Annotated in this window: 21 protein-coding genes; 8 read left to right on the plus strand and 13 right to left on the minus strand. The window is 63.1% G+C overall.

What is annotated here, in order from left to right; genetic code table 11:
- Positions 1 to 156: 156 nt before the first annotated feature.
- From ACP7EG_RS02040 to ACP7EG_RS02055, 4 genes are all read right to left on the minus strand, one after another.
- Positions 157 to 579, minus strand: coding sequence for a hypothetical protein (locus ACP7EG_RS02040; RefSeq protein WP_426086226.1), 423 nt, complete (start codon positions 577 to 579; stop codon positions 157 to 159).
- Positions 580 to 642: 63 nt separating this feature from the next.
- Positions 643 to 1,662 carry a helix-turn-helix transcriptional regulator gene (locus ACP7EG_RS02045; protein ID WP_426086227.1) on the minus strand — a complete coding sequence of 340 codons (1,020 nt, stop codon included), beginning with the start codon at positions 1,660 to 1,662 and terminating at the stop codon, positions 643 to 645.
- Between the two features lie 82 nt (positions 1,663 to 1,744).
- Positions 1,745 to 2,767, minus strand: coding sequence for a diguanylate cyclase (locus tag ACP7EG_RS02050; RefSeq protein WP_426086228.1), 1,023 nt, complete (start codon positions 2,765 to 2,767; stop codon positions 1,745 to 1,747).
- Between the two features lie 108 nt (positions 2,768 to 2,875).
- Positions 2,876 to 3,574 (minus strand): FadR/GntR family transcriptional regulator, encoded by a 699-nt coding sequence (locus ACP7EG_RS02055; protein WP_257225021.1) that lies wholly within the window; start codon positions 3,572 to 3,574, stop codon positions 2,876 to 2,878.
- Between the two features lie 154 nt (positions 3,575 to 3,728).
- Between ACP7EG_RS02055 and ACP7EG_RS02060 the strand changes: the two genes are divergently transcribed.
- From ACP7EG_RS02060 to ACP7EG_RS02075, 4 genes are all read left to right on the plus strand, one after another.
- A complete protein-coding gene (locus ACP7EG_RS02060) occupies positions 3,729 to 4,520 on the plus strand; it encodes a (Fe-S)-binding protein (RefSeq protein WP_426086229.1) in 792 nt (263 codons plus the stop codon).
- Positions 4,517 to 5,233 carry a LutC/YkgG family protein gene (locus tag ACP7EG_RS02065; RefSeq protein WP_426086230.1) on the plus strand — a complete coding sequence of 239 codons (717 nt, stop codon included), beginning with the start codon at positions 4,517 to 4,519 and terminating at the stop codon, positions 5,231 to 5,233. Before ACP7EG_RS02060 ends, ACP7EG_RS02065 begins: the two co-directional genes overlap by 4 nt.
- Positions 5,230 to 6,675, plus strand: coding sequence for a LutB/LldF family L-lactate oxidation iron-sulfur protein (locus ACP7EG_RS02070; RefSeq protein WP_426086231.1), 1,446 nt, complete (start codon positions 5,230 to 5,232; stop codon positions 6,673 to 6,675). The genes ACP7EG_RS02065 and ACP7EG_RS02070 overlap by 4 nt, the downstream gene beginning before the upstream one ends.
- A gap of 93 nt (positions 6,676 to 6,768) precedes the next feature.
- A complete protein-coding gene (locus ACP7EG_RS02075) occupies positions 6,769 to 8,475 on the plus strand; it encodes a lactate permease LctP family transporter (protein WP_096236968.1) in 1,707 nt (568 codons plus the stop codon).
- Between the two features lie 58 nt (positions 8,476 to 8,533).
- Here the strand turns inward: ACP7EG_RS02075 and ACP7EG_RS02080 are convergent, their stop codons facing one another.
- The gene (locus ACP7EG_RS02080) at positions 8,534 to 9,061 is read right to left on the minus strand and encodes an NADPH-dependent FMN reductase (protein ID WP_426086232.1); all 528 of its coding nucleotides are present in this window, start codon (positions 9,059 to 9,061) and stop codon (positions 8,534 to 8,536) included.
- A 109-nt stretch (positions 9,062 to 9,170) separates the two neighbouring features.
- Complete coding sequence (locus ACP7EG_RS02085; protein WP_096236965.1) at positions 9,171 to 9,404, minus strand: DUF3563 family protein; 234 nt, start codon at positions 9,402 to 9,404, stop codon at positions 9,171 to 9,173.
- A gap of 304 nt (positions 9,405 to 9,708) precedes the next feature.
- Here ACP7EG_RS02085 and fucP point away from each other — a divergent pair, with 304 nt between their 5' ends.
- Positions 9,709 to 11,010 carry an L-fucose:H+ symporter permease gene (gene fucP, locus ACP7EG_RS02090; RefSeq protein WP_426086233.1) on the plus strand — a complete coding sequence of 434 codons (1,302 nt, stop codon included), beginning with the start codon at positions 9,709 to 9,711 and terminating at the stop codon, positions 11,008 to 11,010.
- 51 nt (positions 11,011 to 11,061) lie between these two features.
- Here fucP and ACP7EG_RS02095 read toward each other — a convergent pair whose 3' ends face one another.
- Complete coding sequence (locus tag ACP7EG_RS02095; RefSeq protein ID WP_426086234.1) at positions 11,062 to 11,955, minus strand: LysR substrate-binding domain-containing protein; 894 nt, start codon at positions 11,953 to 11,955, stop codon at positions 11,062 to 11,064.
- Positions 11,956 to 12,114: 159 nt separating this feature from the next.
- Here ACP7EG_RS02095 and ACP7EG_RS02100 point away from each other — a divergent pair, with 159 nt between their 5' ends.
- Positions 12,115 to 13,608, plus strand: coding sequence for an acetyl-CoA hydrolase/transferase family protein (locus ACP7EG_RS02100; protein ID WP_426086235.1), 1,494 nt, complete (start codon positions 12,115 to 12,117; stop codon positions 13,606 to 13,608).
- Positions 13,609 to 13,693: 85 nt separating this feature from the next.
- On the opposite strand, the gene ACP7EG_RS02105 is transcribed toward ACP7EG_RS02100, so the two are convergent.
- A complete protein-coding gene (locus tag ACP7EG_RS02105) occupies positions 13,694 to 14,356 on the minus strand; it encodes a TetR/AcrR family transcriptional regulator (protein ID WP_426086236.1) in 663 nt (220 codons plus the stop codon).
- Between the two features lie 301 nt (positions 14,357 to 14,657).
- Between ACP7EG_RS02105 and ACP7EG_RS02110 the strand changes: the two genes are divergently transcribed.
- On the plus strand, positions 14,658 to 15,779 hold the full coding sequence (locus ACP7EG_RS02110) for a M14 family metallopeptidase (RefSeq protein ID WP_426086237.1): 1,122 nt from the start codon (positions 14,658 to 14,660) through the stop codon (positions 15,777 to 15,779).
- Between the two features lie 12 nt (positions 15,780 to 15,791).
- Positions 15,792 to 16,256 (plus strand): CYTH domain-containing protein, encoded by a 465-nt coding sequence (locus tag ACP7EG_RS02115; RefSeq protein ID WP_426086238.1) that lies wholly within the window; start codon positions 15,792 to 15,794, stop codon positions 16,254 to 16,256.
- 174 nt (positions 16,257 to 16,430) lie between these two features.
- Here ACP7EG_RS02115 and ACP7EG_RS02120 read toward each other — a convergent pair whose 3' ends face one another.
- The 5 genes from ACP7EG_RS02120 to ACP7EG_RS02140 all read right to left on the minus strand — a co-directional run bounded on the left by ACP7EG_RS02120 (position 16,431) and on the right by ACP7EG_RS02140 (position 23,366).
- Positions 16,431 to 17,684 (minus strand): DUF2863 family protein, encoded by a 1,254-nt coding sequence (locus ACP7EG_RS02120; protein ID WP_426086239.1) that lies wholly within the window; start codon positions 17,682 to 17,684, stop codon positions 16,431 to 16,433.
- A gap of 214 nt (positions 17,685 to 17,898) precedes the next feature.
- Positions 17,899 to 20,619, minus strand: a complete 2,721-nt coding sequence (gene acnA, locus ACP7EG_RS02125; RefSeq protein WP_426086240.1) for an aconitate hydratase AcnA — start codon at positions 20,617 to 20,619, stop codon at positions 17,899 to 17,901.
- Between the two features lie 88 nt (positions 20,620 to 20,707).
- Positions 20,708 to 21,253, minus strand: a complete 546-nt coding sequence (locus ACP7EG_RS02130; protein WP_426086241.1) for a hypothetical protein — start codon at positions 21,251 to 21,253, stop codon at positions 20,708 to 20,710.
- Between the two features lie 13 nt (positions 21,254 to 21,266).
- Positions 21,267 to 22,265 (minus strand): HpcH/HpaI aldolase/citrate lyase family protein, encoded by a 999-nt coding sequence (locus tag ACP7EG_RS02135; RefSeq protein WP_426086242.1) that lies wholly within the window; start codon positions 22,263 to 22,265, stop codon positions 21,267 to 21,269.
- 111 nt (positions 22,266 to 22,376) lie between these two features.
- Positions 22,377 to 23,366 carry a malate dehydrogenase gene (locus ACP7EG_RS02140; protein ID WP_034789110.1) on the minus strand — a complete coding sequence of 330 codons (990 nt, stop codon included), beginning with the start codon at positions 23,364 to 23,366 and terminating at the stop codon, positions 22,377 to 22,379.
- Between the last annotated feature and the right edge of the window lie 468 nt (positions 23,367 to 23,834).

Raw genomic sequence — 23,834 nt, forward strand, 5'->3', positions numbered from 1 at the left:
CGCAAGCAAGGCGACGCCGTTTGCATGTTCACAGCAACATGCACACATTCTCACCAAACGTAACTGAAAGGATAGGGGCTAGGGCTAGTGGAAGTCAATAAAGTTGCGCTACGGAAATCGTAAGTTGTTGTTTCCTGGAACTTTTTCATGCGCTTGTCATATTGCGGGCGCGCCACGGCTGGCTGCCTGTTGCAAGCTGGCCAGCAAGCCGGGCAGGGCCGCATGCAGGGCAGGCAGGTCGCCATCCAGTAGCTCGGTCTGCGCTTCCACCAGGCCCGATGGCTGGCCCCAGACGACCTGTGCGCTCAGCCGGGCGCCGGCGTCGAGTCCCGTGACGCTGACCAGCAGGGCGACTTCTTCCGGAGCGTCCTCGGGCACTTCGGACACGTCTGCGAGCAGGCAGGAAATGCCGAAATGATAATCCTCGAAAGCGCTGGCCGTACCGCTGGAAAAGGCGAAGACGGAGGCGAGCACTTGCGGCGCGGCGGCCGCGAGTGGCGGCAGGGCGGCGCGGAACAGGGGCAGCAAGTCGTTTTCCAGCTGGAGTACCAGCGGATGCGTGTGGGCGAGGACGGTCATGCGAGGGTGAAGTAAGTGGCGGCGCGCGATGGTAGCAGTTTTTGCCGCCGCCGGGGGCTGTCGTCAACTGGTGTAGCGGCTGGCCATGCTGGCAATGGTGCTTTTCATCTGTTCACGCAGCGCGGCGGGCGCCAGCACTTCCACGCCATCGCCCAGGCCCAGCAGCCACCATTGCAGTTCGCGCGTGCTGGGCACGGTGGCGGTCAGGTGCAGCGAGCCATCGGCGCGTGCCTGCACTTGCTGGTCCGCGCTCAGCGGCGTCTCGTACAGGTGTTCGCCGCTGCGCCGGGCAAACACGGCTTCCAGCCGCAGCGGTTCGCCCTCGCGGATGCCCATGGCGCCGGAGGCAATATACGCGTCGATGTCGAAGCCTGGCTGCGCGCGCGCGGAAAGGAAGAGCATTTCCGCCTGCTGCACGCGGTGCAAGACCAGGGTGCGCACGTCGTGGTAGTCGGCGAACAGGCATACCAGGTAGAGCAGCTGGCCGCGCTGCACGATGGCCAGCGGATGGACGGCGTCATAGCTGACGAGCTTATCGTTGTCGCGCTTCTTGTAGCTCAGCTTGAGCTGGCGATTCTGCATCAGCGCTTCATACACGGTGCGCTGGCAAGCTTCGTCGATGTGGGGCGCCAGCAGCCGCTGCATGGGGGCGATGACGCGTATCTTGCCCAGCCAGGCGGACGCGCTGGCCCGCTCGCTGGCCGCGTTCAGGGTCTGGCGTGCAGCGCTGAAATACGGCTGCATGCTGTCGAGGGTAGACGGCGGCAACGCATGGCGCATGTGCTGTTCCATCAGGGCCAGGGTCAGCGCGGCAGGCGTCGACAGGCCCGGCATGTCCATGCGCGCCGCATTTTCCATCCAGCACCAGCCAAACGGCTTGCTGTCGGCTGGATTGGTCAGCGGGAAAATCGTGGCCAGGTCCAGCAAGTCGCGCTGGATCGTGCGCACGCCGATGGCAAAGTCGATGGCCTTGAGCTTGTCGTGCAATTCGGCGACGGTGATGGTGCGGGGCGCCTGCGGTATCAGGCGCAGCATTTGCCATTGGCGCATGATGGTGGAAGGGCGGGGCGCGTGTTCGGGCATGGTGATTCCGTTCTGTTTCAGTGGCAGGATGTGTACTGATGAGTACATAAGTTAACGAATGGTAACATTGATTCGATGGCAATTACAGGGTGTCGAGCATGGTCGCCCTGACGCAATTGCGTCCCGCGTGCTTGGCCTGGTACAGCAGGCGGTCGGCCGCCGCGACGAGGGCGGCGGCGCCGGGCGCCTCGCTGCCGGGTGCGCACGCGAGGGAGGCGACGCCGAAGCTGGCCGTTGTCCCGATGTGCTGTACCAGGCCGTCGCGCAGACGTTCGGCCAGGCGCACGCCGCCAGCCAGGTCCGTTTCGGGCAGGATCAGCAGGAACTCCTCGCCGCCGTGGCGCACCACGCTGTCGATGCCACGGCGCGTGGCGTTGCCGAGCAGGGTGGCAAAGGTGCGCAGCACGGCATCGCCTGCGGCATGGCCGTGGGCGTCGTTGATGCGCTTGAAGTGGTCGAGATCGCACAGGATGGCCGTCAGGCACAGGCCATGGCGTTGTGAACGTGCAAGTTCGGCGCCCAGCAAGTGTTCATCGAGGTAGCGGCGGTTGTAGCAGCCGGTCAGGTGGTCCCGCACGGCCTGTTCGGCGAGGATGGCGTGTTGCAGCAAGTGCTCGCGGTGCTGGCGCTGCTGGCCATGGCCGGCACAGAGGCCGGTCAGGTTGAGCAGCAGCAAAGTGGCGGCGCTGCCGGCCTGGAGTTCGTCCTGCAGGCCGAGCCAGGCCAGGCTCGCCACGATGGCCAGGCTGGCGCCGCCCAGCAGGTGCCGCGTGATGCCGGCATAGGGAGCGGCGAGCAGGATGCAAAAGGCGGCCGCATGCCAGCCGGCATCGGTTTCGCGCAAGGCATAGCAGAGCAGGAATACGGCCAGGTCCAGCGCCAGCAGCGCGCTGCCGGAGGCGGTGCTGCGGCCAGGCTGTGATGCTGATGCGCGCCAGGCCCGCAGCAGCATGGCCAGGATGGCCAGGCAGCAGGCCAGGGCCAGCGGCCAGCCGGCCGGTGGCAACAGCGCGACGGCAAAGATGGCGCTGGCGCCGGCATGCAGGGCCAGTAAGGAATGCGGCGCAGGCCCGCGGATAGCGTCAGTGGCATGGTGCAAATGCATGGAAACCTGTCGGATAGCGAATCGGGCCCCCATTCTTGCCCGCCCCTGCGACAAGCCACGACGCATTGCCCCGCCATGCTGCATATCAAATTGGTCCTACCAGTCGCCTTATTCGTCGCTGGTGACGCGCGTGCGCACGAAATCGATGTGGCTTTGCATGGCCGTGCGCGCTTCCTCGGGCTGGCTGGCGCAGATGGCCTCGCACAGGGTGCGGTGCTGCGACAGCAGTTGCAGCGAGGTGGCGTCGTCCTGCTGGCGCAAGCCCGTGCCATTGAGGGTGATATGTTCGCGCAGCATGCCGATGATGCTGGTGTGCAAGTGTAAAAACATGGTGTTGTGCGACGCTTGCGCGATGACTTCGTGCAGCCGCGCGTCGGCCTGCGCTTCGCCGTGCTTGTCGTCGCTGGCGCGCGCCTGTTCCAGCTCGGCCAGCAGCGCCATGATCTGCGTGCGCTCGTCCGTGCTGGCCCGTTGCGCCGCAAAATAGGCCGTCGCCCCTTCCAGCACGCGGCGAAATTCCAGGATGTCGTCGCGCAGGGCGGGGTGGTCGGCCACCAGCTGGCTCCACGGCGAAGCCATGCCGGTGCGTAATTGATCCGTCACAAAGACACCAGCGCCGCGCCGGCTGCGCACCAGCCCGCGCGCCGCCAGCCGCTGCACCGCTTCGCGCACGGTATTGCGCGAGACCCCGTATTGCAGCGCCAGCAGGCGCTCGGCTGGCAGCTGCGCGCCCGCCGGCAAGCTGCCGTCCAGCAGGGCCGTCTCCAGCCTGCGCATCACCGTTTCGACCCTGCCCCGCGTTTGCATGCCTGTCGCCATCGCTGTTGTCTCGTTTGTTGTTTTCAAGTGGTCCGAGCAATTTGAAGTGGCTCGAAGAAGCTGGAATTATGCGTGAACCAGTCATTCTTAACAACACACAGCGGCGCCGCAGCAACACACAGAGCGCCGGGGAGACACACTCATGCAGCCAGACCCGCGCCAGCCACGCCACTACCCACCCGCACCGCTCCAGGTGTACCTGTTCGCCACCTGCCTGGTCGACCTGTTCGTGCCGCAGGCTGGGCTCGACGCGGTGCGCCTGCTGGAGCGGGAAGGCTTGCTGGTGCATTACCCGCGCGGCCAGAGCTGCTGCGGCCAGCCTGCCTACAGCAGCGGCAACCCGGAGCAGGCGCGTGCCGTGGCGCGTGCCCAGCTCGACCTGTTTGCGCAACCGTGGCCCGTGATCGTGCCGTCCGGCTCCTGTGCCGGCATGATGCGCCACCACTGGCCGCAGCTGTTCCAGGATGACCCCGTGGCCGGTCCCAAGGCGCTGGAACTGGCCGAACGCGTGTATGAACTGAGCGAATTTCTTGTCTGCGTACTGCAACTCGACCTGGCCGGCATGGCCGCCGCCGCGCAGGCGGATGAAAGCGTGGTGCTGCATACCTCGTGCGGCGCGCGCCGCGAAATGGGCACCCGGCTGCATGGTGTGGCGCTGGTCGACGCCTTGCCCGGCGTGACGCGCATCGAGCACCAGCGCGAATCGGAATGCTGCGGTTTTGGCGGCACGTTTTCATTGAAACACCCGGACATTTCCGGCGCCATGGTCAGCGACAAGATCGCCTCGGCCTGCGCCACGGGCTGTGACCGGCTCGTCTCGGCCGACTGCGGCTGCCTGCTCAATATCGGCCACGCCGCGCAGCACCAGGGCGCACCGCTGCCCGTCGAGCACCTGGCCAGCTTTTTGTGGCGCCGCACGGGAGGTGCGGCATGAGTACGGCATTGACTGCCCGCGAACGCATGCTGGGACGCCTGCGTGCCGCCGCGCCTTCCGCGCCCGCAGCGGTGGAGGCCATCGATACGGCCATCGACAGCCATTACCAGGCGCGCCGCGCTGCAGCGCCGCAGTCGCCGCGCCAGGAGCTCGACGCCATGCAGGCGGCCCTGCGCGCCTCGCATGCGCAAGTCGATTGCGTGAGTAGCGATGCCTGGCCCGCCCTGCTGGCGCAGCGCCTCGGTGCGCACGGCGTGCGCCGCCTGCTGATCGATAGCGCCAGTGCCGAAGGGCAGGCCTTGCGCGCCGCTTTGCCCGCTGGCGTGGAAACGCTGTCTTTTGAGCGTCCGCTGGCGCAGTGGAAGGGTGAATTGTTCGACAGCGTCGATGCGGGTTTCACCGTCGCGCGTTCCGGCATCGCCGCCACGGGCACCCTGGTCATCGCGCCCGACGCGGCCACGCCGCGCACGGTGTCGCTGGCGCCATCGCTGCACATTTGCCTTGTATACACCAGCACGCTGCACGCGGATCTGCATGCGGCGGCGCGCGCCGAGCGCTGGGCCGACGGCATGCCAGCGAACCTGGTGCTGGTGTCGGGCCCCTCGAAAACCTCCGATATCCAGCAAACCCTCGCCTATGGCGCGCACGGCCCGCGCTGGCTGTGGGTGCTGATCATCGATGATCTGTCAGCCCATGAAGGAGGCCAGCCATGAACGCCAAGCCCTTGCAATTCGTCAAACCGGCAGACTTCCACGCGCGTGCCCGCGCCGCGCTGGACGATCCGAAGCTGCGCCAGAGCTTTCGCGGCGCCATGGATTTTTTGCAGGACAAGCGCAGCGCCCAGTTCCCCGACGGCGACGAGCTGGAACGCCTGCGCGACATCGGCGAAGCCGTGCGCCAGCACGCGCTGGCGCGCCTGCCCGATCTACTGGTGCAGCTGGAAGACAAGTTGACGGCGGCCGGCGTGCAGGTGCACTGGGCCGAGGATGGCGAGCAGGCCAACGCCATCATCCATGCCATCGCGCAGCGCAACCAGGCGACGCGCTTCATCAAGGGCAAGTCGATGGCCAGCGAGGAGATCGAGCTCAATCACTACATGGAAGCGCGCGGCATGACCTGCCTGGAGTCGGACATGGGCGAGTACATCGTGCAGCTGGCCGGCGAAAAGCCGTCGCACATCGTCATGCCGGCGATACACAAGACCAAGGCGGACATCGCCGGCCTGTTCGCCGAGCACATTCCCGACGCGCCCTACACGGAAGACGTCGACAGCCTGATCCAGACGGGCCGGCGCGCGCTGCGCCAGGCCTTCGTCGAGGCCGACATCGGCCTGTCGGGCGTGAATTTCGCGGCGGCCGACACGGGCACCCTGTGGCTGGTGGAAAACGAGGGCAATGGCCGCCTGACCACGTCCGTGCCGGAGGTGCACATCGCCATCATGGGCATGGAAAAAGTGGTGGCCAAGCTCGAACACATCGTGCCGCTGGCCAGCTTGCTGACGCGCTCGGCCACGGGGCAAGCCATCACCACCTATTTCAACCTGATTTCCGGCCCGCGCCGCGACGGTGAAAAGGATGGGCCGCGCGAAGTGCACCTGGTCTTGCTCGATAACGGCCGCAGCCAGGCCTACGCGGACGAGCAGCTGCGCGCCACCCTGCAATGCATACGCTGCGGCGCCTGCATGAACCACTGTCCCGTCTACACGCGCATCGGCGGCCACGCCTATGGCACCACGTATCCGGGACCGATCGGCAAGATCATTTCGCCGCACTTGCTGGGGCTGGACGCGACGGCCGACCTGGCCACCGCGTCGAGCCTGTGCGGCGCCTGCGGCGAGGTGTGCCCCGTGCGCATCCCGATTCCGCAGTTGCTGGTGCGCCTGCGCACGGAGGCCAACCGCAATCCGCATGAGGAAGTGACGCATCCGTTGCGCGGCCAGGGCGCCAAGTTCAGTCGCGGCGAAAGCCTGATCTGGCGTTTCTGGAGCGGCGCCTTTGCGCGCCCTGCCAGCTACCGCCTGTTCCGCTGGGCCGCCACGCGCCTGCGGCTGCTGACGCCGCGCGCGCAACTGGGCTGGACGCAGCACCGCAAGCCGTTGACGCCGGCGCCGCGCAGCCTGGCCGACCTGCTCAATGCGCGCGGGCAGGAAGAATAGCGACGCTCCGCCATACCGCAAAAAACACGCTACACAAAATTACATCAAAAGCCGTTTTTTCACTTAACCCGCATCCACCGGAGGAGACCCGACATGCAAACCTGGACCCAACTTTACACCCCGCTCGGCAGCTTGTGGCTGTCGTCACTGGCGGCAGCCGTGCCCATCATCTTCTTCTTCATCGCCCTGGCGGCGCTACGCATCAAGGGCCACGTGGCGGCCGCTGTCACCCTGGCGCTGGCGCTGGCCGTGGCGATTTTCGCCTACGGCATGCCCGTGCCGCAGGCGCTGGCGGCGGCCGGCTATGGCTTCGCCTACGGCTTGTGGCCGATCGCCTGGATCATCGTCACCGCCGTCTTCCTGTATAAAATTGTCGTCAAGACGGGGCAGATCGACATCATCCGCGCCTCCGTGCTGTCGGTCACGGACGACCAGCGCCTGCAGGTGCTGCTGATCGGCTTTGCCTTCGGCGCCTTCCTGGAAGGGGCGGCCGGTTTCGGCGCGCCCGTGGCCATCACCTCGGCGCTGCTGGTGGGCTTGGGCTTCAACCCGTTGTACGCGGCGGGCCTGTGTCTGATCGCCAACACGGCGCCCGTGGCCTTTGGCGCCATGGGCATCCCCATCATCGTGGCGGGCCAGGTGACGGGCATCGACCCGTTCCTGATCGGCGCCATGGCGGGCCGCCAGTTGCCGCTGCTGTCGCTGCTGGTGCCGTTCTGGCTGGTGTTCATGATGGATGGTTTCCGCGGCGTGCGCGAAGTATGGCCGGCCGCGCTGGTGACGGGTTTGAGCTTTGCCGTGACCCAGTACTTCACGTCCAACCATATCGGCCCTGAACTGCCGGACATCACTTCGGCCCTCGTCAGCCTGGTGTCGCTGACCTTGTTCCTGAAAGTGTGGCAGCCGAAGAATGCGAAAGTGGCCCATGCCGTCGGCGGCGGCACGGCCGCGCTGTCCGGTTTTGGCGGCGGCGCAGGTAATGCGGACGTGCGCGGCAGCGGTAACCGCGCCGCCTCGCCCTATACGATGGCGCAGACCATGCGCGCGTGGGCGCCGTTCGGCCTGTTGACGGCCATCGTCACCGTGTGGAGCCTGCCCGGCTTCAAGGCCCTGTTTGCCGCCGGCGGGGCGCTATCGAGCCTGGTCATCAAGATCCACGTGCCGTACCTGGACCAGCTGGTGATCAAGAGCATGCCCATCGTGACAGTGCCGAAGGCGTATGACGCCGTGTTCAAGCTGGACCTGCTGTCGGCTGTGGGCACGGCGATCTTGCTGACGGCCGTGCTGTCGATGCTGATGCTGCGCATGAAGCCGCGCGATGGCATCAAGGCCTTCGTGGAAACCGTGGTGGAATTGCGCCGTCCCGTGCTGTCGATTGGCCTGGTGCTGGCGTTTGCCTTCGTTGCCAATTACTCGGGCATGTCGTCCACCCTGGCCCTGCTGCTGGCCGGCAGCGGCGCCGCCTTCCCGTTCTTCTCGCCATTCCTCGGCTGGCTGGGCGTCTTCCTGACGGGTTCCGACACGTCCTCGAACGCCTTGTTCTGCTCCTTGCAAAACACCACGGCGCACCAGATCGGCGTGTCCGACACCTTGCTGGTGGCGGCCAATACGACGGGCGGCGTGACGGCGAAGATGATCTCGCCCCAATCGATCGCCGTCGCCTGCGCCGCAACGGGCCTGGTGGGCAAGGAATCGGACCTGTTCCGCTTTACCTTGAAGCACAGCCTGTTGTTTGCCGTGATCATCGGCATCATCACCATGCTGCAGGCCTACGTTTTCACCGGCATGATCCCGCACTGAGCGTTCCGTAGAAGTACGTAGTAAAACTAGATGAACTGATAGTGAAACGTGCATCAGGTCATGAAAATGACCTGATGCACTGCAGCATATTGAGGATGGCCCGGCGCAATGCCGGGTCCGCAGCGATGCCGTCGGCATCGAGACCCGAGCCCAGTAAAGGCAGGCTGATGCAGGCCTCGTCGATCAGGCGCGCCGACATGGTGCGCACCGTTTCGCGCAAGGCCGCCTGCGCATGCGTGGCGCGCGGCGAGGCGTTCAGCAGCACCAGCGGCTTGTCGATGAATGATTCATTTCCCACCATCCAGTCCAGCGCGTTTTTCATCGGGCCGCTCACGCCGTGCGCGTACTCGGGGCTGGCCAGCAGCAGCACGTCGGCCGCCAGGATGGCGTCGCGCAGGCCCGTCACGGCCGGCAGGCTGTCGGCGTCGAGGTCGGGATTGAACAGGGGTAATTCTCCCAGTCCCGGATAGATGCGGATGGCATATTCCGCTGGGGCAAGCCGGGCGATGGCGTGCAGCAGGGCGGTGTTCAGGGAAGCGGCGCGCAGGCTGCCGGCGATGGCAAGGATGGTAATGGGCGTTTTCATTGCGCCTGTATAGCCCATCCTGTGCTCAAGCGCAAGGCGAGCAGGATGGCGCTATGGATATTGCAACAGCCGACGATTGGCTGCGATGCGTGGCTGGGTATTGCGACATTCAACGGCTCAGGCCGCTCATCCAGCTAGGCTGCGGGTTGGCACGGGCCAGTTCGCGCATGCGGTATTCCAGGTCGTAGCGGTCGGTCGATTCGGCCAGGTAGGCTTCTTCGTAAGCGCGTTCGCGGCGGTCGCTGCTGTGGTTCAGCCAGGCACCGACGCGCTTCGCGGCGTGCACCAGGGTGGCGATGATATTGCTGTTTTGCGTGGTGTGGTAAGTAAATGCGGTAGACATGGCAGACTCCTTTGAGTGGCGTGCCGCGTTGTGCTGCACTGCAATATAAGTATAGCGGTTTCAAGTTATAAGGCTACTTTTGATTTCGAATGTCAGCTATTCAATTATCAAATAACTGATGGGAAACCTGCGCAATCCGGGGCCTTTCGGGCATAATGCGGCCGCAGCAAGGTAGTTTTACTACGCGCTCGGCCTTGCGAAGATGTTGCTTTCAAACACGAACGCTACCGCTGCCTGGCGGTGCCCACGCAAGCGATGGGCCGGGGCAGGGCACGACAATCTTGGATAGAACAATGGAGAAAGTATGGAACACGTAAAGCAGGGCCTAGGCGCACCGCGCGCACAGGCCGGCACGCAAAACAATACAGGCGCCCTGATCATTGTCACGGTGCTGTTTTTCATGTGGGGACTGCTGACCTCGCTTAATGATGTGCTGATTCCCCATCTGCGCTCGATCTACACCTTGACCTATGTTCAGGCGATGCTGGTGCAGTTCTGCTTCTTTGGCGCCTACGCCATCGTCTCGTTGCCGGCCGGCATGCTGATCAAGAAAATCGGCTACCAGCGCGGCGTTGTCGCGGGCTTGCTGATCGCGGCCGCCGGCTGCGCCATGTTCTACCCCGCATCCACCGGCAGCTATGCGCTGTTCCTGCTGTCCTTCTTCATCCTGGCGGCCGGCATCACCGTGCTGCAGGTGGCGGCCAATCCCTACGTGACGGAACTGGGCGACCCGCAGACGGCGTCGAGCCGTTTGACCCTGACGCAGGCCTTCAATGCGCTGGGCACCACCGTGGCACCGGCCTTGGGCGGCATGCTGATTCTGTCGGGCACCGTGCTGACGGTGCAGCAGTTCGACCTGCTGCCAGCGGCCGAGCAACTGGCTTACCGCGCCAAGGAAGCCGCTTCCGTGCAAGGCCCGTACCTGGTGCTGGCCGCCACCCTGGTGATCCTGGCGGTGCTGTTCGCGCTGGCAAAATTGCCGAAGATTTCGCATGCCGACGATGCGGCCGCCCTGGCGCAGGCTGGCCACAAGGTCTCGATCTGGTCGCACCGCCACCTGGTGCTGGGCGCGCTGGCCATCTTCCTGTATGTGGGCGGTGAAGTCAGCATCGGCAGCTTCCTGATTAACTTCCTCGGCGAGAGCCATATCGCAGGCCTGAGCCACGCCGACGCCGCCTATTTCGTCAGCTATTACTGGGGTGGCGCCATGCTGGGCCGCTTCGTCGGCTTTGCCGTGATGCGCTATGTCAGCCCGGGCAAGACCCTGGCCTTCAATGCTGCCATCGTCATCGCGCTGATCCTCGTCGCCGTATTCTCCAGTGGTCACACGGCCATGTGGGCATTGATTGCCGTCGGCCTGTTCAACTCCATCATGTTCCCGACCATCTTCAGCATGGCCCTGAACAAGCTGGGTGCGCAAACGGGACAAGGTTCGGGCATCCTGTGCATGGCCATCGTCGGCGGCGCCATCGTGCCGTTCATCCAGGGCTTCCTGGCCGACCACATCAACCTGCAGCTGTCCTTCCTCGTGCCGGCCCTGTGCTACACGTTTATTCTGTACTTCGGCTGGAAATACGCCAGCATGTACAACGACGACGCCAAGTAAGCAAGGTAGCGTTATCAATATAAAGGGTGGCCTCGGCCACCCTTTTTTACGTCAGTGCGCGAACTGCGTGCCCAGCACGTCCTGGCACACCTCGAGCCAGGCGCGCGCCGCGTGCGACAGATAGCGCCCGCTCCAGACGTGCGCCACCTGCCATGCCACTTCCGGTTCGACGAGGCGCACCGCCTCCAGAGGTTCGCCAGCCAGGCGGTGGATGAACGGCTCGGGCAGCAGGGCCACGCCCAGGCCGGCCGAGGCCATCGCCACCAGCCAGTCCCACTGGCCGCTCTGCGCCGCAATCGTCGGCGTGAAGCCCGCCTGCGCGAAATGCTGGCGCAGGCTGCGCGTGAGGGCGAAATCATCTTTTAACAGCACCAGCGGCAGCTCGGCCAGCGCCTTGAAGGGTAGTGTCGTGCGGTTTTTCTGGAACGTGCCCGGTTCGGCCAGGGCCCAGATCGGGTAGCTGGCCACTTCCACGGCCACGAGATCGAGTTCCGGGTCCGCCGGCAGCACCGTCATGCCGATTTCCAGCTCGCCGGCCGCCACCTTGCGCTCGATCTGCTGGCCCGTGTCTTCCTGCAGGGTCAGGCTGATGTGCGGATGGCGCGCGCGGAAGGCCTTCAATACGGGCGTGAACAGCACATTGATCATGGGCGGGATGCCGACCGTCAGGCTGCCGCGCTGCAAGGTCTGGGTGTCGCGCACTTCCAGGGTCAGCTGGCGCATGTTCGCCAGCATTTCCTGGCCGTGCTGGTAGACGATGCGGCCCGTGTCGGTGAGCGTCAGCTTGCGCCCGTCGCGCACCAGCAGCTGGGCGCCCACTTCCTCTTCCAGCTGGCGCACCATCTTGCTGATGGTCGACTGGGTCAGGTGCAGCGATTCTGCCGCCTGCGTAAAGCTCGACAGACGCACGGTTTCGACAAAATAGCGCAGGGAACGGATATCCAAGATGGGGCTCGCCTCGGCGAAGCATGAAAATATCGACTGGGTTTGGCGAAATTAATTCATGCCATGCATGTAATCGGGATTTTATACTGAATCCACTTATGGGGTTGGTGTATGACAGCCATCCAGTTTGAGAATATTAAGAATATCAGGAGCATCACGATGTACGAGGACCGTATCCGCCACCCAGGCTTGCTCAGCAAAATCATGAGCGCCGATGAGGCAGCCAAATTGTTCCACAACGGCATGCGTGTCGGCATGAGCGGGTTCACCCGTGCCGGCGACGCCAAGGCCCTGCCGCGCGCGTTGGCCGAGCGCGCCCTGCAAGATCCATTGAGCCTGACCCTGATCACGGGCGCCTCGCTGGGCAATGGCAGCGACGGCCTGATGGCCGAGGCGGGCGTGCTGGCGCGCCGCATGCCGTTCCAGGTCGACCCGGTCTTGCGCGGCAAGATCAATAACGGCGAAGTCATGTTCATCGACCAGCATCTGTCGGAAACAGCCGAGCAGTTGCGTTCGGGTAACTTGGCCGCCGTCGATATCGCCGTCATCGAAGCGACGGCCATCACGGCGGCCGGCGCCATCATCCCGACCATGTCGGTGGGCAACTCCGCCGCCTTCGCCCAGCAGGCAACGCAGGTCATCATCGAAATCAACCTGTCCACGCCGCTGGCGCTGGAAGGCTTGCACGACATCTATGTGCCCCAGGCCTTGCCAGGGCGCGAACCGATACCCCTCACGCGCGTCGACCAGCGCCTGGGCAGCACGGCCATTGCCATCGATCCGGCCCGCATCGCCGCCATCGTCATCACGGACAGCCCCGACAGCCCGTCGAACGCCTTGCCGCCCGACGCGGAAACGCAGGCGATTGCCGGCCACGTGATCGCCTTCCTCGAAGGCGAAGTGGCGGCCGGGCGCATGGGTCCGGAATTGCTGCCCCTGCAGGCAGGCATCGGCACCATCGCCAACGCCGTGCTGCATGGCCTGATCGGCTCGCCCTTCCAGAACATGACGATGTATTCGGAAGTGCTGCAGGACAGCGCCATCGAGCTGCTCGATTCGGGCCAGCTGGCGTTTGCCTCGGCCTCGTCGATTACCCTGTCGGCCGCCGTGCACCAGAAGCTGATGGACAATATCGACCATTACCGCTCGAAGATCGTGCTGCGCCCGCAAGAGATCAGCAACCATCCGGAAATCGTGCGCCGGCTGGGCATCATCGCCCTGAACACGGCGCTGGAATTCGATATCTACGGCAACGTCAATTCCACCCACGTGTGCGGCACGCACATGATGAACGGCATCGGCGGCTCGGGCGACTTTGCGCGCAATGGGCAAGTATCGATGTTCGTGTCGAAATCGGCGGCCAAGGGCGGACGCATTTCCAGCGTCGTGCCGATGGTTTCGCATGTGGACCATACGGAACATGACGTCGACGTGCTGGTGACGGAGTGGGGCTATGCGGACTTGCGTGGCCTGGCGCCGCGCGAGCGGGCGCCGCTGATCATCGAGCGCTGCACGCATCCCGACTACCGCGATCAATTGCGCGCGTATTTTGACGCGGCATGCCAGCGCGGCGGCCACACGCCGCACCTCCTGGAGCAGGCGCTGTCGTGGCATACGCGCTACCAGGAAACGCAGAGCATGCTGGCAGCGTAGCAAGCTGCGCTAACAGCAAGACAGGGCAGGGCAGGGCGGTGCAGTACCGCGCCTGCCTTTTTTTCGTCGGTTTCGAATGGTGTTGTCAGGCATCCGGCGCAAAGCGCAGGCGGATGCCTTGCGTGACGACGGCCAGCAAGTCGTCGATATGCGCATGCATTTCCGGGTGCGGCGTCCATGGGTCGCCCGCATCCATGACGATGCGCAGCGACACGAGGCCGTGCAGCGATTGCCAGAAGATTTGCGTCATCGTATGCAGCGCCGGCTCGTCCTGGCGCACCTGGCCCGCCTGGGCCAGTTCGCCGAACAGGTGTAGCGCGTAGGCGTACGGGTCTTGCTCGATATTGCCGTGCTCCACTTCGACGGCGTCGATTTCAGCATGCGGGCGCAATTCCATGAAGATCAGCGAATATTCGTCGGGATGCTGGAAACCGTACTCGATGTAGGCGCGGCCGACCAGGCTGATGCGTTCCCATGGGTCAATGCTGTTGGCGCAGGCGGCACGCATGGCGCGCACCAGTTCCAGCAAGTCCTTGTCCATGGCCTGGGCGATCAGGGTAGCCTTGTCGCGGAACAGGGCGTACACGACGGTGGTGGAAAAACCGGCCGCCTCGGCCACCTTGCGGATGGAGACGGCGCGCGCGCCGCCCTTCTTGATGAGGTCTTTCACGACGTCGATGATGTGCTCGCGCCGCGCCTGGGCCTCGCGCAGCTTTCTTTCTTGAATATTGGTCAACTTCTTGTCCACGACTCTTTCCTGGCGACTCAATGAAAGCAAGAATTATAGGATGGCGATGGGCTGCCAATGTGTCTGGCATTGTTACAATTCAGTTTTTTGTCCGGTCGAGGCGACAGAGCACCGATTTTTCGCCCTTTTGCCCGGCGCTTTGCCATCGATGCCCCGGATTGGTGCATAAATCGCCCGCCCAGGCTTTGCTAACGGGGCCAAAGGGCGGAAAATAGCGGGATAGCTTACACTGCGTTTTTAGCGCGACGGCGCCAGCCCACGAGGCGACGCCGGAACTCTTACATTTGGACGGGATCATTACATGACCATTAAAATCAGCCAGAACTTCGACTCGGGCGCCATCGAGGTGGTAAACGCCATCACTGCCGGCGCCATCGACCTGAACTTGCGCAAGGATAGCCACGCCGATATCCATCAGTGGTTCCACTTCCGCCTGCAGGGCGCGCGGGACCAGGCATGCACGCTGCGCATCCTGAACGCGGGCCAGGCCACGTATCCGGCCGGCTATGAAGACTACCAGGCCGTGGCCAGCTACGACAGCGAAAACTGGTTCCGCGTGCCGACCTCGTTCGACGGCCAGGTCATGACGATTTCGCATACGCCGGAACTCGACAGCGTGTACTACGCGTATTTCGAACCGTATTCGTGGGAACGCCATCTGCGCCTGCTGGGCGAAGTGGCCGAGCATCCGCTGGCGCGCGTGTCCGACCTGGGCAGCACGGTCGACGGCCGCGACATGAATATGGTCACCATCGGCAACCCGCAGGCGGAAAAGAAAATCTGGGTCATCGCGCGCCAGCATCCGGGCGAATCGATGGCCGAATGGTTCGTCGAAGGCCTGATCGACTCGCTGCTGGATGACGCCAATCCGATCGCGCGCAAGCTCCTGCAGCGTGCCGTGTTCCATATCGTGCCGAACATGAACCCGGACGGTTCCATCCGCGGCAACCTGCGCACGAATGCGGCTGGCGCCAACCTGAACCGCGAATGGATGACGCCTTCGCTGGCGTCCAGCCCGGAAGTGCTGTGCGTGAAAAACAAGATCCACGAAACGGGCGTCGACATGTTTTTCGACATCCATGGCGACGAAGCGTTGCCGTATAACTTTGTGGCCGGCAATGAAATGCTGGAAAACTTCACGCCGGCGCAAGCGGCGCACCAGAAAGCCTTCATCGAGCGCTACAAGCAGGCCAGCCCCGACTTCCAGGACAAGTTCGGCTACGCGGCCAGCAAGTACAAGTCGGACATGCTGACCCTGGCGTCGAAGTACATCGGCCACCACTTCGGCTGCCTGGCGCTGACGCTGGAAATGCCATTCAAGGAAAACGCCGACTTGCCGGACCCAAGCGTAGGCTGGAATGGCGCGCGCAGCGCGGCCCTGGGCGCAGCCATGCTGCAGCCTATCCTGCTGTCGCTGGATTGAACGGCGTTGATCATGGGCGTCGAGATCGAGCGTAAATTTTTGCTGGCAGGCGATGCCTGGCGCGGCCTGGGCCAGGCGGTGCTGCTGCGTCAGGGTTATCTGTCGTCCGCGCGCGAGCGCGTGGTGCGCGTACGCATCGAGGGCGAACAGGCGATGCTGACCATCAAGGGCGCGAACGTGGGCGCGACGCGCGGCGAGTGGGAGTATCCGATTCCGCTGGCCGACGCGGCCGAATTGCTCGACGGCCTGTGCGAACAGCCGCTGATCGAAAAAGTCCGCCACCGCATCGAGCACGCGGGCATGCTGTGGGAAGTCGACGAGTTCCTCGGCGCGAATGCGGGTTTGATCGTGGCCGAGATCGAACTGGCTTCGGAAGACCAGCCTTTCGAGAAACCCGAGTGGATCGGCGCAGAAGTATCGGGCGATGCGCGCTACTACAACGCGAACCTGATCCGCCACCCGTTTTCACAGTGGTGATGGTGTTGTAAATGACGTTGCAATGAAAAAGGCGGAACCTCGGTTCCGCCTTTTTTTGCATGCGCTGGTGGTGTTGTCGGATTACGCGCTGCGCGCTAATCCGACCTACGGCTCATACCGGCAGCGTAGGTTGGATTAGCCGGTACGGCGTAATCCGACAACACCGTTACAGCATCAGTGGAAATGCTCGGTACCCTGCGGCGTATCTTCCGGCATTTCCGCATGCGCCAGCTCGCCGACGGGGTCGGCAAACAAAGGCGCGCCGCAATCGTCGCAGTATTCGCCGACAAAACGTTCCGCGTGGCGCTTGATCTGCGTCACGCCGGCGGCGTTCAGGTGCTCGATGATTTCATCGACGGGCGTCTTTTGCTTGTCCAGCGCTGCGATGCCGACCTGGATCAGGCCTTCGATCGGCGTGCCATCCTCGTCTTCCTGGCCATACAGTGGCCAGACGATGCCGTAGATGACGTCCGGCGCCTGGCGCAGGGTGAAGGCGATGCGGTACTCGTCGACCTGGCTATCGGCCGCTTCTTCGCCGAAGCCGGCGATGACGGCGCGCAGTTCCGACGGCTCGACGGCCAAGGTGTGCGTCAGGTAGTGCACGGCGGCGCGCACGGAGACGGGGCGTATCAGCTTGTCCGCTTCGCGGCAAGCCACGTAGTACGCTTCCGGCAGCAGCAGTTCCAGGCCGCAGCCGGGCAACAGGCGGGCGATGGTCGGCGTCGCCTGCTCGCGCCATTGTTCCAGGGCGGCGCTGCGCTCGGCGATGAAGTCGAGCTGGCTCGATGGCGTCTGCCAGCGGAATAGCGGTGCGCCGCTTGGGGCCACCACGGCCACCAGCAGGTAGCGCGTGTCGGCCAGGAAGGGCGCCGTTTCCGCCTCTTTGCTTGAGGGCTTGACGGCCGTGCCTTTCAGCGCGGCCAGTGCCAGCTTCTGCGTCTTGACATACGTCTCGACGTGGCTGCGCGGCAGCTGGTCGATCGAGTACAGGGTCGGCGCCATGGCCATCTTCGTGCCATCGGCCAGCAGGTGGGCGGCGAAATGCGCGGACAATACGCCGTGCGCATCGCCGGCCATCGGGCCGGAAGCGATGGAAAAGCGCGTCCACGCGAGGATGGGCACGGCCACCAGCAGGGCGTCGTAGCGCACGTCTTCATGCGTGACGACGGTCGATTCACTGACGGCTTCAACGCAGTCCATCAGCACGTCGTAGGCGTTCAAGTCTTCCTTGAACAGGCTGCCCAGGGTGTTGTCGATGGTGTCCTGGTGGCCGGTTTTGAGTAATTTCTGGAGCTGCGTATCCAGGCTGTGTTCCCAGGACCGCTCTTCGAGACGGCTGGCTGCTTGTACGATCGCCTGGGCAAAGGTGACCAGGCGCTGGCTGTCGGCAGTCAGTTTATGGGATGAATCTTTGGAAGGACGACGCATAGCGGGATAAGAGTCTCGGAAAGTGAAAAAAATGGATCAGTCAAACAATGATAAACCCTTATAACCGTATTGTAGAGGATTCGGCCGCACGCAATACGTAAGCTGTTCTTAGATCATGCCAATAGTCGAAAATTCAAGTAAAAACGGGGCAGCAGGACGAAAAAAAAGCGCCGGTCGGAACCGGCGCTCTTATCTTGCCTTACAGCTGGGTTGATTACTCGGCCAGCAGTTGACGCAATACGAATGGCAGGATACCGCCATGTTTGTAGTAATCGACTTCGATCGGCGTATCGATGCGCAGCAGCACTTTCACGTCGACGTTGGTGCCGTCGGCGCGGTGGATCACCAGGGTAGCCAGTTGCTGTGGCTTGATTTCGCCTTCGAGGCCTTTCAGGTCGAAGGTTTCATTGCCGGTGATGCCCAGGGTTTGCACGCTGTCGTCGCCGATGAATTGCAGCGGCAGCACGCCCATGCCCACCAGGTTCGAGCGGTGAATACGCTCGAACGAACGGGTGATCACGGCTTTCACGCCCAGCAGTTGCGTACCTTTGGCGGCCCAGTCGCGCGACGAGCCCGTACCGTACTCTTCGCCGCCGAAGACCATGGTTGGCGTACCTTCAGCAACATATTTCATCGCTGCGTCGTAGATCGACATTTCTTCGCCGGAAGGCTGGTGGATCGTGATGCCGCCTTCGACCGCCGAACCGTCTGCCTTGGCAGGGATCATGCGGTTTTTGATACGCACGTTGGCAAACGTGCCGCGCATCATGATTTCATGGTTACCGCGACGCGAGCCGTAGGAGTTGAAGTCCGCTTTCAGGACGCCGTTTTCCTTCAGCCATTTGCCTGCAGGACCGTTTTCCTGGATCGAACCGGCTGGCGAGATGTGGTCGGTGGTGATGGAATCGCCGAACACGCCCAGTGCGCGCGCGCCTTCGATGCCGGTGGCCACTGCCGCTGGCGTCATCGAGAAGTTGTCGAAGAACGGTGGTTCCGCGATGTAGGTCGATTTCGGCCAGTTGTAGACTTGACCGGAGACGGTGGTGACTTTTTCCCACAGCTTGCCTGGCGCGCCCTTGACGTCCGCGTAGTTGTCCTTGAACACCTTGGCGTTCATGGCGAACTTCATCATGGCCGACACTTCAGCCGAGGTCGGCCAGATGTCGCCCAGGTAGACGTCCTTGCCGCCCTTGCCCTTGCCGACAGGTTCCGTCATCAGGTCGCGCGTCATGTTGCCGGCGATGGCGTAGGCGACGACCAGCGGTGGCGAGGCCAGGAAGTTCGAGCGGATGTTCGGGTGAATACGTGCTTCGAAGTTGCGGTTGCCCGACAGCACGGCCGACGCGACGATGTCGTGCGTGGCAATCGCGGCGTTCAGCTCAGGCGTCAGGTCGCCGGCATTGCCGATACAGGTGGTGCAGCCGTATGCGGTCACGCCGAAGCCCAGTTTTTCCAGGTACGGCAGCAGGCCGGCAGCCGTCAGGTACTCGGTCACGACGCGCGAGCCAGGCGCCAGCGAGGTCTTGATGTGTGGCGCGACTTTCAGGCCGGCTTCGACGGCTTTTTTGGCCAGCAGGCCGGCAGCCAGCATCACGCTCGGGTTCGAGGTGTTGGTGCACGAAGTGATCGCGGCGATCAGCACGTCGCCGTTCGACACTTTCACGCCATTCGTCGTTTCGTACACGGCGTTCAGGTCGGCTGGATTCTTGTTGAAGCCGTTTTCCGAGGTTGGCTTGGCGAACAGTTCGGCGAAGTTCGCCTTGACGTTGCCGATTTCGATACGGTCTTGCGGGCGTTTCGGGCCGGCCAGCGACGGTGCGACCGTGGCCAGGTTCAGTTCCACCACGCGGGTGTAGTCGATGTCGCCCGCTTTTGGAATACCGTACAGGTTTTGCGCCTTGAAGTAGCTTTCGAACGCGGCGATTTCAGCCTTGCTGCGGCCGGTGCCCTTGAAGTAATCGATGGTCGCATCGTCGACCGGGAAGAAGCCCATGGTCGCGCCGTATTCCGGTGCCATGTTGGCGATCGTCGCGCGGTCGGTCAGGGTCAGCGATTCGGTGCCTTCGCCGAAGAATTCGACGAACTTGCCGACGACTTTCTCTTTGCGCAGCAATTCGGTGATGGTCAGTACCAGATCGGTGGCGGTGCAGCCTTCGCGCAGCGCGCCGGTCAGGTTCACGCCGATGACGTCAGGCGTCAGGAAGTAGACTGGCTGGCCCAGCATGCCCGCTTCTGCCTCGATGCCGCCCACGCCCCAGCCGACCACGCCGATGCCGTTGATCATGGTGGTGTGCGAGTCGGTGCCGACCAGGGTGTCAGGGTAGTACACGTCGCCGGCTTTCTTGCCTGCGTGGTGCACGCCGCGTGCCAGGTATTCCAGGTTGACCTGGTGGACGATGCCGAAGCCTGGTGGCACGACGCCGAAGGTGTCGAATGCCTGCATGCCCCATTTCATGAACTGGTAACGCTCGTTGTTACGCGAGAATTCCAGTTTCATGTTCAGGTCCAGCGCTTTCTTTTCGCGGTAGTGATCGATGGTCACCGAGTGGTCGACCACCAGGTCGACCGGCACCAGCGGCTCGATCTTCTTGGCGTCGATACCCATCTTGGCGGCCACGTTGCGCATCGCTGCCAGGTCGGCCAGCAGGGGAACGCCGGTGAAGTCTTGCAGCACGACGCGCGCCACTACGAACGGGATCTCGTCGGTGCGCTCGGCGGTCGGGCCCCAGCTCGCCAATTGCTTGACGTGTTCTTCGGTGACTTTTTTGCCGTCGCAGTTGCGCAATACCGATTCGAGCACGATACGAATCGACACTGGCAGGCGGGAGACATTGATGCCCAGGCTTTTTTCCAGCGCAGGCAGGGAGTACAGCTTGCCCTTTTTGCTATCCGAAATATTAAAGTCCTTGAGCGTGTTCAGAGTGTTGCGGGACATGACCTCTCCTTGTTGGGTATCGTCTATTTATTGATGATTCAAATTACAAAACATGACTGAGCCCCCGAAGAGGCCCTTGCTACGCACATCAGCCGCCGGTGACTGGCAAGACGCCCAGCGATGGCGGGGCTTCCACCAAGGCTGCCGGCTTGGCTTGCTCCGCATCCTTGCATTCATTGGCCAGTTGGCGGCCCTGCTTGGAATCGAGCAGCATGCCTTTGGCCGGGATACCGATCCAGACCAGGCCGTACAAGCGGTTCTCGAAGCGGTTGGCGCCGGTGGTGGTGCCAACGCGGCTCAGGCGGTGCAGGCGCTTCTTCCAGCGCAGGGCGATGTGTTTGTCGTCAGTAGCATTGGTGTAGATGGTAATTTTATTACCAAGTTCACAATTGAAATCGGTGGAGGCCGAGCCTGTGGTGCTCGGTTCATCGGCTTCTTCCTTGTCGGCGACCGACATGGCGAGCGGATGGGCTTCCTTGACGGCCGCCTTGGCCTTGGTGGTCTTGGCCTTTGGCTTGGCCTTGACTGCCTTCGGATTTGCCTCTGCCGTGGCGGCGAAGCTGGCTGGCGCCAGCGTGAGGGTCATGGCGCCCAGCGCGACGCTGCAGGCAATGGCTAATTTGGAGAGGGACATCGTGTAATTCCTGTCAGTTTTCAGTGATGCTGGAAGAGGGGGCGTTGAGTAATGCAGCGGCCGCCTCGGGCAGGCCGAGGCCCGCCAGTTTGGCGCGTTGCAAAACGGTCCAATAATATCGGTAGCTGGCGCGGTCATGCAAGCGGCCATTTTGCGCAATCGGTCCCCAGTTGGCGCGCAGCGCTTCATTCAGGATGTTGCTGGCCTCGTTGACTTCGGACAGGCGCGGCGTGAAGGCCTTGATGATGGGCTTGATCTGGTCCGGGTGGATGCTCCACATGCGCGTGTAGCCGAACTCGGCCGTCGCGCGCTGGGCGTCATTCGCCACCACGGCCGAATCGCGCACGTCCGTCGTCACGTTATGCGACGGCACCTTGCCGTGCGCGTGGCAGGCGGCCGCCACTTCGAGCTTGGCGCGCACCACCAGCGGGTGCGTAAACTGGCCCGGCGTGCGCATGGCGGCGGCGGGAATGGCACCGTAATGGGCCGAGACGAAATCCATGATGCCGAAGGACAGGCATTCGACCTGGGGCAGGGCGGCGATGGCGTAGGCGTCGCGCAGTGCGCCATGCGTTTCGATCAGGATGTGCACGGGCAGGTTGTCGCGGCCGGCGCGGCGTGCATGCAGGTTGATCAGGTCGATGGCCAGCATGGCATCTTGCACGCCGCCCACCTTGGGCACGGCGATGTAGGCCAGGCGGGCCGCGGCGCTGCAGATGATTTCCACGTCGCGCGCGAAAAACGGGCTGTCGACGTCGTGCACGCGCACGCCGATGCGGTTGAACTGGTTCTCGTCGCTGGCCAGCAGGCCGGCGATCATGTGGGCGTGCGACTCTTCATTGCCGGCGCTGGCGCCGTCTTCGCAGTCGAACGTGATGTCGAACAGGGGCCCAAGCTCTTGTTGCAAAGCAATCGATTTACGCATCAGCTTTTCAGAGCCGGCGTAGTGGTCGCAAGCGGCGAGCAACAGCGGCTGGCGTTTGCCTTGGAATAAAACCTCGGAAGGGTGCATGCTTAAGGCATTTCTGCAGGTAAAGACTACTTGATAAAACAGCCGCGCCGCGAATCTCGCGGGGCGGCCTTCTTGGCGGGCGGCGCTCAGGCCGCGCCGCCAATACTGGATTTATGCCAGCAGGTGTTTCACGCCTTCGCGCTCTTCGGTCAGTTCTTTCAGGGTCAGGTTGATGCGCTCTTGCGAGAATGCATCGATTTCCAGACCTTGAACGATGGTGTACTCACCGTTGTCGGTGGTGACCGGGAAGCCGAACACGGTGCCTTCAGGGATGCCATACGAGCCATCGGAAGGTACGCCCATGGTGGTCCACTTGCCAGCCGTGCCCAGCATCCAGTCATGGATGTGGTCGATGGCGGCGTTCGCTGCCGACGCTGCCGACGACAGGCCGCGCGCTTCGATGATGGCCGCGCCGCGCTTGCCGACGGTCGGCAGGAAGGTGTTGGCATTCCATTCCTGATCGTTGATCAGGTCCTTGACGGCCTTGCCGTTGACGGTGGCGAAACGGTAGTCGGCGTACATGGTTGGCGAGTGGTTGCCCCAGACGGTCAGCTTCTCGATATCCTTGACGGCGGTGCCGGTCTTGGCCGCGACTTGCGACAGCGCGCGGTTGTGGTCCAGGCGCAGCATGGCGGTGAAGTTTTTCGCCGGCAGCGATGGTGCCGATTTCATGGCGATGTAAGCGTTGGTGTTGGCAGGGTTGCCGACCACCAGGACTTTGACATTGCGCGAAGCGACGGCGTCGAGCGCCTTGCCTTGTACCGTGAAGATCTGCGCGTTCGCTTCCAGCAGGTCCTTGCGTTCCATGCCTGGGCCGCGTGGACGCGCGCCGACCAGTACGGCCACGTCGACATCCTTGAATGCGGTCAGCGGATCGGAGTGGGCGGTCATTTCCGTCAGCAGCGGGAAGGCGCAGTCGTCGATTTCCATCATCACGCCCTTGAGCGCCTTCTGGGCTTTTTCGTCCGGGATTTCAAGCAGTTGCAAGATGACAGGCTGGTCTTTGCCGAGCATGTCGCCATTGGCGATGCGGAACAACAGGGCGTAGCCGATCTGGCCGGCGGCGCCGGTCACTGCAACACGCATTGGGGTTTTAGCCATGATGAATCTCCAAAGTGGGAAAGAAAACGGGCTTGAAGCTGGGCTTACGCTTATCCGGGAAAACTATAATGATACCAAAACCGGCACGCGCCACCGAATTGCTGGTGTACGCTGCCGTCACGCTCGTGCTGCACGAGGCCAGAGTGGCTGGCCGACAACATAAAACGCTGGCTCAGAAGTTTTATCGAGGGCAGTTTAGGCCTCCGATCTGTATCTGTCAATCATATCTTATGTCTTATATAAGACAGATAACTACGAGTGTTTTACTGGACGCGGGCAGTGATTTGTGTTGAAATGTCGGACTATGAATCCCGCCTCGTCCAATCTGACCAACAATGCCACTGCTGCAAGCGGGGCGGTCAGTCCGACCGCGGGCGCCCCGGCCACGCCCGTCGCCGCAGCGGCCAGCACGCCCGTCACCGCAGTGGCCAGCACGCCCGTCACCGCAGTGGCCAGCAGCAATACCAC

It is taken from the genome of Janthinobacterium sp. PSPC1-1, from assembly GCF_049897625.1.
GTDB classification, from domain to species: domain Bacteria; phylum Pseudomonadota; class Gammaproteobacteria; order Burkholderiales; family Burkholderiaceae_D; genus Janthinobacterium; species Janthinobacterium tructae.